General features: G+C 71.4%; 12 protein-coding genes. 11 read left to right on the forward strand and 1 reads right to left on the reverse strand.

The annotated features are described in order from the left end of the window. Window positions 1–89 precede the first annotated feature (89 nt). The 7 genes from ABFC67_RS02435 (at window position 90) to moeB (ending at window position 7,457) form a co-directional block, all read left to right on the forward strand. Window positions 90–995, forward strand: coding sequence for a RodZ domain-containing protein (locus ABFC67_RS02435; RefSeq protein WP_346736446.1), 906 nt, complete (start codon window positions 90–92; stop codon window positions 993–995). 195 nt (window positions 996–1,190) lie between these two features. Further along, window positions 1,191–1,838, forward strand: a complete 648-nt coding sequence (locus tag ABFC67_RS02440) for a tetratricopeptide repeat protein (protein WP_346736447.1) — start codon at window positions 1,191–1,193, stop codon at window positions 1,836–1,838. Continuing rightward, window positions 1,838–3,034 (forward strand): outer membrane protein assembly factor BamB, encoded by a 1,197-nt coding sequence (gene bamB / locus ABFC67_RS02445; RefSeq protein ID WP_346736448.1) that lies wholly within the window; start codon window positions 1,838–1,840, stop codon window positions 3,032–3,034. Before ABFC67_RS02440 ends, bamB begins: the two co-directional genes overlap by 1 nt. Before the next feature lie 19 nt (window positions 3,035–3,053). Next, window positions 3,054–4,454: a ribosome biogenesis GTPase Der gene (gene der / locus ABFC67_RS02450; RefSeq protein ID WP_346736449.1), complete on the forward strand. Its 1,401-nt coding sequence runs from the start codon at window positions 3,054–3,056 to the stop codon at window positions 4,452–4,454. Window positions 4,455–4,458: 4 nt separating this feature from the next. Further along, window positions 4,459–5,058 (forward strand): molybdenum cofactor guanylyltransferase MobA, encoded by a 600-nt coding sequence (gene mobA / locus ABFC67_RS02455; protein WP_346736450.1) that lies wholly within the window; start codon window positions 4,459–4,461, stop codon window positions 5,056–5,058. Continuing rightward, window positions 5,051–6,283 carry a gephyrin-like molybdotransferase Glp gene (gene glp / locus ABFC67_RS02460; RefSeq protein WP_346736451.1) on the forward strand — a complete coding sequence of 411 codons (1,233 nt, stop codon included), beginning with the start codon at window positions 5,051–5,053 and terminating at the stop codon, window positions 6,281–6,283. Before mobA ends, glp begins: the two co-directional genes overlap by 8 nt. Before the next feature lies 1 nt (window position 6,284). Continuing rightward, window positions 6,285–7,457, forward strand: a complete 1,173-nt coding sequence (moeB, locus tag ABFC67_RS02465; protein WP_346736452.1) for a molybdopterin-synthase adenylyltransferase MoeB — start codon at window positions 6,285–6,287, stop codon at window positions 7,455–7,457. A gap of 9 nt (window positions 7,458–7,466) precedes the next feature. On the opposite strand, the gene ABFC67_RS02470 is transcribed toward moeB, so the two are convergent. Next, on the reverse strand, window positions 7,467–7,763 hold the full coding sequence (locus ABFC67_RS02470) for a DUF1244 domain-containing protein (protein WP_346736453.1): 297 nt from the start codon (window positions 7,761–7,763) through the stop codon (window positions 7,467–7,469). 83 nt (window positions 7,764–7,846) lie between these two features. On the opposite strand from ABFC67_RS02470, the gene folD reads away from it, so the two are divergent. From folD to tadA, 4 genes are all read left to right on the forward strand, one after another. Then, window positions 7,847–8,704: a bifunctional methylenetetrahydrofolate dehydrogenase/methenyltetrahydrofolate cyclohydrolase FolD gene (folD, locus tag ABFC67_RS02475; RefSeq protein ID WP_346736454.1), complete on the forward strand. Its 858-nt coding sequence runs from the start codon at window positions 7,847–7,849 to the stop codon at window positions 8,702–8,704. Between the two features lie 79 nt (window positions 8,705–8,783). Further along, a complete protein-coding gene (gene guaB, locus ABFC67_RS02480) occupies window positions 8,784–10,241 on the forward strand; it encodes an IMP dehydrogenase (RefSeq protein ID WP_346736455.1) in 1,458 nt (485 codons plus the stop codon). A gap of 70 nt (window positions 10,242–10,311) precedes the next feature. Continuing rightward, window positions 10,312–11,880, forward strand: coding sequence for a glutamine-hydrolyzing GMP synthase (gene guaA, locus ABFC67_RS02485; RefSeq protein ID WP_346736492.1), 1,569 nt, complete (start codon window positions 10,312–10,314; stop codon window positions 11,878–11,880). 90 nt (window positions 11,881–11,970) lie between these two features. After that, the gene (gene tadA / locus ABFC67_RS02490) at window positions 11,971–12,453 is read left to right on the forward strand and encodes a tRNA adenosine(34) deaminase TadA (protein WP_346736456.1); all 483 of its coding nucleotides are present in this window, start codon (window positions 11,971–11,973) and stop codon (window positions 12,451–12,453) included. The last annotated feature ends 50 nt before the right edge of the window (window positions 12,454–12,503 follow it).

Consider the following 12,503-nt stretch of genomic DNA (forward strand, 5'->3'; position numbering starts at 1 on the left):
CGGCGCACCGACTCGCCGTGGCGACAGCCGGCGGCGATGACGTGGCGTCGTCGCAGAATCTGCAATCTCTCGGGGGAGAGGGTGACGGTATGCGTTTGCCAGAGTACGAAGAAACCGGCGGCCGCGAGGGCATCGGCGCGCGCCTGGCGGCCGCGCGTGCGGCGCGCGGGCTGAGCCTGGAATCCTGCGCAAGTTCGCTGAAACTGCCGCTGCGCGTGCTGCGCAAGATCGAGGCCGAGGACTACTCGGGCATCGATTCCAAGATCTATCTGGCCAGCTATCTCGGCAGCTACGCGCGCCTGCTGGAGGTTCCGCAGGCCGTCGTCGATGAGGCGCTGGCGCAGATCGCGCCCGAGGCGCCGGCGCTGATCGCGACCGGCACCCTGCCGCGCGGCCGCTACCTGGTCGAGCGCTACGCGGTCGGCGCTACCTATGCGGTGCTGACCGCGATGATCGCCGTGCCGCTGGTCTGGCTGGGGCTGCGCGGTGGGCTGGACACCAGGCTCACCCAGTTCGCGCCGCTCGACGTGCCGACGACCAGCACGCCCACGCGGAACGTCGCCGGTTCCCGTACCGCGGCCGCGCAGCGCAGCGTCGCCAGCGTGAAGCCAGCCGCGCCCGCGGCGGCGTCGGCCGGCGCGGACAACAAGCCGCTGATGGCCTCGATGGCGCCTTTCTCCGCGATGGAGACGCCGCCGTCCGCCGCCCCGGTGCCGGTCGCAGCGGCGCATTCGCTGCGTATCCGCCTGGATGCCGCGAGCTGGGTCGAGGTGACCGACGCCGGCGGCAATCGCCTCGAATACGACCTGCTTCCCGCCGGCAGCGACCGCGAGTACCACAGCGATGCGTCGCTGGAAGTGCGTATCGGCAACGCCGGCGCGGCGCACATCGAGGCCGACGGCAGGCCGCTCGACCTGGCGCCGTTCCAGCGCGCCAACGTCGCGCATTTCCACCTGTTCAAGGCCGACGGCACGACGACGCCCGCGGACGCCTGAGCCCGCGCTTCCCCGCGCCACTCGCGCGCCGCGCCTGCTGCGGTGCGCGTCCGGTGTTTGTTCGGAGCTTCCTTGGGTTATCCTTGGCGGCGGCCCGGCAGTCCCTGCCGGGCCGTCGCTCTTCGCGCGACCACACGCATTCCGACCGACGACGCGCCGCCCGGCGCGGATCACGCTCGGTCCCACAGGTGAGACATGGCATTCGAGGCTTACGACGATTACGAACAGAGCGAACAGCTGCGCAAGTGGCTGCGCGAGAACGGGCTGTCCATCGTGGTCGGCATCGTCCTGGGGTTGCTGCTGATCTTCGGCTGGCAGCAGTGGCGCTCGCATCGCGCCCAGCATCGCGCGGAAGCGGCGGCCCGCTACGACGCGCTGCAGAAGGCGGCCGACGCCCAGCAGGCCGAACAGGCCGATGCACTCACCGACCAGCTGATGAAGGACTACGCCAACACGCCCTATGCCGCGTTCGCCGCCGGCGAGCGCGCGCTGCGCCTGGTCGACAAGGGCCAGCTCGACCAGGCGCGCACGGCGCTGGACTGGGCCGAGGCGCATGCCGGCAACGCCGCGCTGAAGTCGCTGTTCACGCTGCGCCTGGCCAAGCTGGACCTGGCCCAGGACAAGGCCGATGCCGCGCTGGCGCGGCTGGACAAGCTGCCGCCCGGCGGCTACCTCGCACTGGCGCAGGAACTGCGCGGCGATGCGCTGGTCAAGCTTGGACGCGGCGCCGATGCACATGCCGCCTTTGCGGCCGCGCTCGCGGCGCTGCCGGCGGAGGCGCCGCAGCGCGGCCTGCTGCAGGTCAAACTCGACGATACGACGCCCGCCGGAGGCAGCAAGTGATGAAGCGTGGCATCCTGATTCTCGCACTGGCCGCCCTGGTCGCCGGCGGCGGTTGCAGCACGATCAAGCGGGCCAAGCGCGAAAATATCCAGCCGCCGCGCGAGCTCACCGACATCACGCCGACGATCAAGATCGATCGGCTGTGGAAGGCCAGCGTCGGCGATGGCGCCGCCAAGTCCGGCGTGCGCATGCGCCCGGCCTATACCGGCGGCACGATCTACGCCGCCAGCGTCGACGGCGTGCTGGTCGCGCTCGACGCGAAGTCGGGCAAGACGCTGTGGAAGCACCGCGCCGGCTGGCACCTGTTCGGGCGCAAGGGTAGGCCGGACACGAGCTATTCCGGCGGCCCGGCGGTGTCCGGCGACCTGCTGGCGATCGGTACCCTGGACGGCCACGTCTACGCGTTCGGCGCCAGCGACGGCAAGCCGCGCTGGGACGCTCAACTGACTTCCGAAGTGATCGCCGCGCCGGCGATCGCCGGCGGCCTGGTGGTCGTGCGCACCAACGACGGCCAGGTGACCGCGCTGGACGCCGCCAGCGGCGAACGCAAGTGGGTCTACGACCGCGGCCAGGTGCCGCCGCTCAGCCTGCGCGGCAACGGCGACCTGATCGTGGCCGGCGGCGGCGTGTTCTTCGGCTCCGACGACGGCAAGGTGGTCGGCCTCAGCGTCGAGACCGGCGTCCCGCAGTGGCAGCAGCCCGTGGCCGGCAGCGAGGGCCGCACCGAGATCGAGCGCCTCAACGATGCCGACGGCATGCTCGCGCTGGACGGCTCCGAGCTGTTCGCCGCCGCCTACCACGGCCAGCTGGTCGACCTGCAGGCGCCGACCGGCCGCCCGCTGTGGAACCGCGCGTTCTCCAGCTACACCGGCCCGGACGTCGCCGGCACCTCGGTGGTGGCGGTGGACGACCAGAGCAACGTGTGGGCGTTCGACCGCAACACCGGCAGCGACCTGTGGAAGCAGGACGCGCTGCTGCACCGCTGGCTGACCGGGCCCGCGGTGCAGCAGGCGCACGTGGTCGTCGGCGACCTGCAGGGTTACGTGCACTGGCTCGATCTCGCCGACGGCAAGATCGCCGCGCGCGAACGGCTGTCGCGCGACGCCATCCGCGCGCGTCCGCTGGTGGTGGGCGACACCGTCTACGTCGAGGACGTGAACGGCCATCTCGCCGCGTACCGCATCGTTGGCCAGTGAGCGGGCGGATGCCCCGGCCATGCTGCCCGTCGTCGCCCTGGTCGGTCGCCCCAATGTCGGCAAGTCGACGCTGTTCAACGCGCTGACGCGTTCGCGCGACGCCCTGGTGGCCGACCTGCCCGGGGTGACGCGCGACCGCCACTACGGCGTCTGCCGCAGCGCGGCGCGGCCGTTCGTGGTGGTCGATACCGGCGGCCTGACCGGCACGGAACAGGGCCTCGACGCGCTGACCGCGCAGCAGGTGCGCCTGGCGATCGCCGAGGCCAGCGTCGCGGTGCTGGTGCTCGATGCGCGCGACGGCCTGCTGCCGCAGGACCGCGCCATCCTCGACGAGCTGCGCCGCAGCGGCAAGCCGGCCGTGCTGGCGGTCAACAAGACCGACGGCCTCGACGAGCACGCCGCGCTGGCCGAATTCGCCTCGCTCGGCGTTGCCGCGACGTTGCCGCTGGCCGCCGCGCACGGGCGCGGCATCGACGCGCTGCTCGGCGCGCTGCAGCCGCTGCTGCCCGCGGACGCGGAGCCCGCGGCGGACGCCGATGACGCCGAAGGCGGCGTGCGCGTGGCCATCGTCGGCCGCCCCACCGTCGGCAAGTCCACCCTGGTCAATCGCCTGCTCGGCGAGGAGCGCGTGATCGTCTCGGAAGTCGCCGGCACCACCCGCGATCCGATCCGCGTCCGGCTGGAGCGCGACGGCCGCCGCTACACCCTGATCGACACCGCCGGCGTGCGCCGCCGCGCGCGCGTCGAAGAAGCCGTCGAGAAGTTCAGCGTGATCAAGACGCTGCAATCGATGGCGGCCGCCCAGGTGGTGGTGCTGATGCTGGACGCGCGCGAGCCGGTATCGGAGCAGGACCTCACCCTCACCGGCCACGTGCTGGACGAGGGCAGGGCGCTGGTGATCGCGATCAACAAGTGGGACGGCCTGCCGGCCTACGAGCGCGAGCAGTGCCGGTCCGCGCTGGAGCGCAAGCTGGACTTCGTCGGCTGGGCCCGGCAGGTATTCATCTCGGCCAAGCACGGTTCCGGTCTGAAGGAGCTGATGCGCGCCATCGACCGCGCGCACGCCTCGGCGACCCGCGAGTTGACCTCCTCCGAGCTGACCCGCACGCTGGAGCAGGCCTACGAAAGCTACCAGCCGCCGCTGGTGCGCGGGCATGCGCCGAAGCTGCGCTACGCGCACCCCGGCGGCCACAACCCGCCGACCATCGTGATCCACGGCACGCGCACCGCGCACATCGCCGACGGCTACCGCCGCTACCTCGAGAACTTCTTCCGCAAGCGCTATCGGCTGGAAGGCACGCCGATCCGCATCGAGTTCCGCGAGGGCGAGAACCCGTTCGCCGGACGCAAGAATCCGCTGACCGAGCGCCAGGTCCGCAAGCGCAGGCGGCTGGTGCGCCACGTCCGCGGCAAGAAGTAGGGCCATGTCCGACGCCGCACCGCCGCGTCTGCTCGCCGTCGTGCTGGCCGGCGGCGCGGGGCGGCGCATGGGCGGCGCCGACAAGGGCTTGCTGCCGCTGCATGGACGTCCGCTGGTCGCGTGGACCGTCGAGGCGTTGCGTCCCCAGGCCGACGCGCTGCTGATCGTGGCCAACCGCCATGCCGACGCCTACGCCGCCTACGCCCCGGCGATCGCCGACGAGGTGCCCGGCCACGCCGGACCGCTGGCCGGGATCGCAACGGCGTTGCACGCGGCCGGCGACGCGTTCGTGCTGACCGTGCCGGTCGACTGTCCCTCGCCGCCGCCCGACCTGGCCGCGCGCCTGCGGGCCGCGCTGGCGACCGGCGCCGCGCCGTGCGCCTACGCGCACGACGGCATCGCCGCGCAGCCGCTGTTCGCGCTGTACCGCCCCGGCCTCGGCGCGCAGGCGCGCGCCGCGCTGGCGACGCACGCTTCGCCGCGGCGCTGGCACGACGAGCTGGCCGCGATCGCGGTAGATTTCAGCGACCGCGCGGCCGCGTTCGCCAACGTCAACACGCCGGCCGACCTCGATCATCTCGGACGCGAAGACGCCCATGAATGAATTCCCGCAGCACATCGGACTGGACGAGGCGCGCGCGCTGGCCCGCGGCGTGGCCGCGGCGCGGACGCTGCCGGTCGAGCGCATCGCGCTCGATGCGTCGTACGGCCGCGTGCTGGCGGAGGACCTGCATGCGCCGCACGCGCAGCCGCCGTTCGCCAATTCGGCGATGGACGGCTTCGCCCTGCACGGGGCCGAGCTGCCGACCGACGGCGAGCGCACGTTCCGGCTGGCCGGCGAGGTGTTCGCCGGCGCGGTCGTGGTGCCCACGGTGGAAGCCGGCTGCTGCGTGCGCATCACCACCGGCGCGCCGCTGCCGCCGGGCGCGGACACGGTGGTGATCAAGGAAAACGTGCGCGTCGACGGCGACGAGGTCCGGATTCCCGCCGGCCAGCGCGCCGGCGCCAACGTGCGCCCCGCGGGCGAGGATTTCGCCGCGGGCGACGCCGCGCTCGCGGCGGGAACGCCGTTGCGCGCCGCGCAGGTCGCCGTGCTGGCCGCGTTCGGCGTCGCCGAAGTCGCCGTGCGCCGCGCCGCCCGCGTCGCCCTGTTCTCGACCGGCGACGAGCTGGCGCCGCCCGGCGCCGCGCTCGGCTTCGGCCAGATCCGCGATTCCAACCGGCCGATGCTGGCGGCGCTGTTGCGCGAAGCCGGCGCCGGCATCGTGCACAGCGCGCACCTGCGCGACGAACGCGACACGCTGCGCGAGCGCCTGCGCGCGGCTGCGCGCGACGTCGACCTGATCGTCACCAGCGGCGGCGTCTCGGCCGGCGAAGCCGACCACCTGCCGGGGCTTGTGCGCGAACTCGGCCGCATCCATTTCTGGAAGGTGCGCATCAAGCCCGGCATGCCGGTGCTGTTCGGCGAGATCGGCGGCACGCCGATCTTCGCGCTGCCCGGCAATCCGGTGTCCTGCGCCGCGACCTTCCTGGCGCTGGTGCGGCCGACGCTGGATGCGCTGTGCGGACGCCGCGCCGCGCCGCCGCGCCTGCATGCGCGCCTGGCCGAGGCCGTGCACAAGTCGCACGCGCGTGCCGAAGGCCTGCGCTGCACGCTGGCGAGCGACGCCGACGGCGCGCTGTGGGCGCGGCCGCACGCGCGACAGGGCTCGGCGATGCTGCGCGGGCTGGCCGCAGCCGACGCGCTGGCGCTGATACCGGAGCAGGCGCGTGAGCTGGCGGCCGGCAGCGTCGTCGAAGTGCTGCCGCTGCCCGGATGGACGGACTGACATGAACACGCCCCCGACCCGCGATGCGCTGCTGGCCGCGGCCCGCGCCGAGATCGTCGAGATCGCCCCGGTCGAAGCGTTCGCTGCCTGCCGGGACTGCAGCGCCCTGCTGATCGACGTGCGCGAGGACGCCGAGCGCGCGGCCGGCGTGCCGCACGGCGCGGTCGGGCTGTCGCGCGGCTTCCTGGAACTGCGCATCGAACAGGTCGCGCCGGACCGCGGCTGCACGATCCTCACGCTGTGCGGCAGCGGCCAGCGTTCGCTGCTCGCCGCTGCGGCGCTGCGCGGCATGGGCTACCGCGACGTGCGTTCGGTCAGCGGCGGCTTCGAGCGCTGGAAGGCGGAAGGGCTGCCCATCGACAGCGGCGCGCTCGACACCGACAGCGTCGAGCGCTACGCGCGCCAACTGCGCCTGCCGGAAGTCGGCGAGGCGGGCCAGGCGCGCCTCGCCGCCGCGCGCGTGGCGCTGATCGGCGCCGGCGGGCTGGGCGCGCCGGCGGCGCTGTATCTCGCCGCGGCCGGCGTCGGCACGCTGACCCTGGTCGACGACGACCGCGTCGAACGCTCCAACCTGCACCGCCAGGTGATCCACGCCGACGCGCGCGTCGGCATGGCGAAGACGGAATCGGCGCGCATGGCGTTGCAGGCGCTCAACCCGCGCGTGCGCGTCGAGACCCGCGAGGAACGCCTGCGCGCCGCCAACGTCGAGACGCTGCTGCGCGGCCACGACCTGGTGATCGACGGCGCCGACAACTTCCCGACGCGCTACCTGCTGGCCGCCGCCAGCGTGCGGCTCGGCCTGCCGATGGTGTATGGCGCGGTGCAGCGCTTCGAAGGTCAGGTCAGCGTGTTCGACCCGCGCCGCGCCGACTCGCCGTGCTACCGCTGCTTGTTCCCCGAGCCGCCGGCGGCGGCGGAAGCGCCCAACTGCAGCGAGGCCGGCGTGCTTGGCGTGCTGCCCGGCATCGTCGGCCTGCTGCAGGCCAGCGAGGCGCTGAAGCTGATCCTCGGCGTCGGCGCGCCGCTGGTCGGCCGGCTGCTCGCGTTCGACGCGCTGGGCGCGCGCTTCCGCGAGCTGCGGCTGCCGCGCGACGCCGACTGCCCCGGCTGCGGCACGCACGCGGCGTTCGCCGGCTACGAGGACATCGCGCAGCGCTGCGCCGCGGCCGGCTGACCGGCGCGATCAGGCGTGACGCTTTTGCGCCGCCTCGAACGCGGCGATCTGCTGCGGCGTCGCCTCCTTCTGGAACTGCGACCGCCATGCCGCGTAGGGCATGCCGTAGACGCGCTCGCGCGCCGCGTCCTTCCCGATCTGCACGCCGCGCTCGATAGCCGCCTCGCGATACCAGTCGGCCAGGCAGTTGCGGCAGAAGCCGGCCAGCGTCATCAGCTCGATGTTCTGCACGTCGCTGCGCTTGCGCAGGTGCTCGAGCAGGCGCCGGAACGCGGCGGCCTCGAATTCGGTGGTCGAGTCGCTCATGGAATGCCTCCTGGTGTCGGCGACGGCCGTTTGTGCGGCGCGGCATGAACGAGGATAATGCGCGCCTTCCGCATGTCCCCGCCATGAGCGCACGCATCCTCGACGGCAAACGGGTCGCCCAAGAAGTGCTCGCACGCGTGCAGCGGCGCGTCGCCGATCGCGTCGGCGCGGGCGGCGCCGCGCCTGGCCTCGCCGTGGTGCTGGTCGGCAACGACGCGGCTTCCGCGGTCTACGTGAAGAACAAGCGCAAGGCCTGCAAGCAGGTCGGCTTCCGCTCGTTCGCCTACGACCTGCCGTCCTCGACATCGCAGGACGAACTCTACGCGCTGATCGACCGCCTCAACGCCGACCCCGCCGTGCACGGCATCCTGGTGCAGTCGCCGCTGCCCGGTCACATCGACGAGAACGCGCTGATCGACCGCATCGACCCGCGCAAGGACGTCGACGGTTTCCACGCCGAGAACGTCGGCCGCCTGGCGCTGCGCCAGCTCGGCCTGCGTCCGTGCACGCCGAAGGGCGTGATGACCCTGCTCGGCCACACCGATCGCCCGGTACGCGGCCAGCATGCGGTCGTGGTGGGCGTGTCCAACCACGTCGGCCGTCCGCTGGCGCTGGAGCTGCTGATCGCCGGCTGCACCACCACCTGCTGCCACAAGTTCACGCGCGGGCTGGATCAGTACGTGCGCCAGGGCGACATCGTGATCGTCGCCGTCGGCAAGCCGGGGCTGGTCAAGGGCGAGTGGATCAAGCCCGGCGCGGTGGTGATCGATGTCGGCATCAACCGCCTCGACGACGGCCGCCTGGTCGGCGACGTGGAGTTCGACGCCGCCGCCGAGCGCGCATCGTGGATCACGCCGGTGCCCGGCGGCGTCGGTCCGATGACCGTCGCCACGCTGATGGAAAACACGCTGGAGGCGGCCGAGGCCGTCGAGCGCGGCTGACCTGCGCGCGCGGCCGCAGACTGGCCGCGTGGGGCAGGGAGGCCGTATAATTGACCAATTTACTTGCCCGGTAACGCTCATGCGCATCCTCGCCGAGGCCCTCACCTACGACGACGTCTACCTCGTCCCCGCCTACTCGAACGTCCTGCCGCGCGACGTCGACACCTCGACGCGCCTGACGCGCAACATCCGCCTGAACATCCCGATCGTGTCCGCGGCGATGGACACCGTCACCGAAGCGCGCCTCGCCATCACCATGGCGCAGTGCGGCGGCATCGGCATCATCCACAAGAACATGCCGATCGAGCAGCAGGCCGCGGAAGTGCGCCTGGTCAAGAAGTTCGAGGCGGGCGTGATCCGCAATCCGATCACGGTCGGGCCGCAGACCTCGATTCGCGAAGTGATGCAGATCACCCGCGCCAACAACATCTCCGGCGTGCCGGTGGTCGAGGGCGACCAACTGGTCGGCATCGTCACCAGCCGCGACCTGCGCTTCGAGCGCAAGCCCAGCGATCCCGTCAGGAACATCATGACCCGCAAGGAGAAGCTGATCACGGTGAAGGAAGGGGCGGGGCACGACGAAGTGCTCGAGCTGCTGCACCGCAACCGCATCGAGAAGGTGCTGGTGGTCAACGACGCGTTCCAGTTGCGCGGCCTGATCACCGTGAAGGACATCCAGAAGGCGCGCGACAATCCGAATTCCGCCAAGGACGACCACGAACGCCTGCGCGTCGGTGCGGCGGTGGGCGTCGGCGGCGATACCGAGGCGCGCATCGCCGCTCTGGTCGATGCTGGCGTCGACGTGCTCGTGGTCGATACCGCGCACGGCCATTCGCAGGGCGTGCTCGACCGCGTCGCCTGGGTCAAGAAGCATTACGGCGACAGGGTGCAGGTGATCGCCGGCAACATCGTCACCGGCGAGGCCGCCAGGGCGCTGGTCGCGGCGGGCGCGGACGCGGTCAAGGTCGGCGTCGGTCCCGGCTCGATCTGCACCACGCGCATCGTCGCCGGCGTCGGCGTGCCGCAGATCACCGCGATCGACATGGTGGCCACCGCGCTCAAGGACGAGGTGCCGCTGATCGCCGACGGCGGCGTCCGCTACTCGGGCGACATCGCCAAGGCGCTCGCCGCCGGCGCGTCGTCGGTGATGCTGGGCTCGATGTTCGCCGGTACCGAGGAAGGGCCGGGCGAGGTCGAGCTGTACCAGGGGCGTTCCTACAAGAGCTACCGCGGCATGGGCTCGCTGGGCGCGATGCAGCTCGGCTCCAAGGACCGCTATTTCCAGGACGAGGCCGACGCCGACAAGCTGGTGCCGGAAGGCATCGAGGGGCGCGTGCCGTATCGCGGGCCGCTGCGTTCGATCGTCCACCAGCTGATCGGCGGCCTGCGCGCGTCGATGGGCTACTGCGGCTGCGCGACCGTCGAGGACATGCGCAGCAAGCCGCAGTTCGTGCGCGTGACCAGCGCCGGCGTGCGCGAGGCGCACGTGCACGACGTGCAAATCACCAAGGAAGCGCCGAACTACCGGCTGGATTGAAACGACATCACTCGGGGCGCGGGCCTGGCCAGCCGGGCCGGGCCCCGAAGCCACCATGAGCCCCGAGCGCATGCACGACATCCACAGCGACAAAATCCTGATCCTCGATTTCGGCGCGCAGTACACGCAGCTGATCGCACGCCGCGTGCGCGAGATCGGCGTCTATTGCGAGGTCTGGGCCTGGGACCACGATCCGGCCGCGATCGCCCGCTTCGCGCCCAAGGGCATCATCCTTTCGGGCGGTCCCGAGTCCGTGACCGAACCCGATTCGCCGCGCGCACCACAGGCCGTGTTCGATCTCGGCGTGCCGGTGCTGGGCATTTGCTACGGCATGCAGGCGATGGCCGAGCAGCTCGGCGGCAAGGTGGAGGGCAACCACAGCCGCGAGTTCGGTTATGCCGAAGTGCGACTCGCCGCGCCGTGCCGGCTGTTCGAGGGCCTGTTCGACCCGGCCACGCAGCCGCCCCGTCTCGACGTATGGATGTCGCACGGCGACCGCGTCACCGCCGTGCCGCCGGGCTTCCACGTCACCGCCACCACCGAGAGCCTGCCGATCGCCGGCATGGCCGACGAAACCCGCCGCTATTACGGCGTGCAGTTCCACCCGGAAGTGACTCACACCAAGCGCGGCACCGAGCTGCTGCGCCGCTTCGTGGTCGACCTGTGCGGCTGCGCGACGCTGTGGACCGCGGCGCACATCATCGAGGACGCCGTGCAGCGCGTGCGCGCGCAGGTGGGCAAGGACAAGGTGCTGCTCGGCCTGTCCGGCGGCGTCGATTCGTCGGTGGTCGCGGCCCTGCTGGAAAAGGCGATCGACGACCAACTGGTGTGCGTGTTCGTCGATACCGGGCTGCTGCGCTACCGGGAAGGCGACCAGGTGATGGCCACGATGGCCGAGCACATGGGCGTGCACGTGATTCGCGTGAACGCCGCCGAGCGCTTCTACGCGGCGCTGCGCGGCGTCGACGACCCCGAAGCCAAGCGCAAGGTGATCGGACGCCTGTTCATCGAGGTGTTCGACGAGGAGGCGCACAAGCTCGAGGGCGTGAAGTGGCTGGCACAGGGCACGATCTACCCGGACGTCATCGAGTCGGCCGCCTCCAGGACCGGCAAGGCGCACGTCATCAAGAGCCACCACAATGTCGGCGGCCTGCCGGAGCGCATGAAGCTCAAGCTGGTCGAGCCGCTGCGCGAGCTGTTCAAGGACGAGGTGCGGCGCATCGGCGTCGAACTCGGCCTGCCGCGCGAGATGGTCTACCGCCACCCGTTCCCGGGGCCCGGCCTCGGCGTGCGCGTGCTGGGCGAGGTGCGTCGCGAGTACGTCGAGCTGCTGCAGCGCGCGGACGCGATCTTCATCGAGGAGCTGGGCAAGCAGGGGCTCTACGACCAGGTCAGCCAGGCCTTCGCGGTGTTCCTGCCCGTGAAGTCGGTGGGCGTGGTCGGCGACGGCCGCGCCTACGAGTGGGTGATCGCGCTGCGCGCGGTCGAGACGGTCGATTTCATGACCGCGCATTGGGCGCATCTGCCATATGCGTTCCTCGAACACGTTTCTCGCCGCATTATCAACGAGTTGCGCGGCATTTCTCGTGTCGTGTATGACATCAGCGGCAAGCCGCCCGCGACCATCGAGTGGGAATGAGGAAAATCAACGGCTTGCCATCCATCGACACATCGCAAGTCGTTGCTCACTTCTTCCAGCTTGTCCGCCAACTATCTGATGCGTAACGATATGACGCCAGATTCGGACCGCGCCACGTTCAGCGCCGAAGACGAACGCTGGATGCGGCATGCGCTGGCGCTGGCGACCCAGGCGCGTGATCGCGACAACGAGGTGCCGGTCGGCGCGGTGCTCGTGCTCGACGGAGAAGCGGTGGGCGAAGGCTGGAACCGCAACATCGCGCTCAGCGATCCCACCGCGCACGCCGAGGTCAACGCGCTGCGCGCGGCCGGCCAGAAGCTCGGCAACTACCGCTTTCCGGGCGCCACGCTGTACGTCACCCTGGAACCCTGCGCCATGTGCGCCATGGCGCTGATCCATGCCCGCGTCGGGCGCGTGGTCTACGCCGCGAACGACCCCAAGACCGGCGCCGCCGGCAGCGTCTTCGACACCCTGATCTCGCAGCGCCACAACCACCGGATAGAAGTCCAGGGCGGGCTGCTGGCCGAGACGGCGGCGGCACTGCTGCGGGACTTCTTTCGCCAGCGACGCTGAGGCGGCCACCCGAGGCACGGCAAAGCCCTTTCCCGCTGAACTGTAAAAAT

This window comes from Mizugakiibacter sp. (genome assembly GCF_039680435.1).
In the GTDB taxonomy this organism is placed as follows: domain Bacteria; phylum Pseudomonadota; class Gammaproteobacteria; order Xanthomonadales; family Rhodanobacteraceae; genus Mizugakiibacter.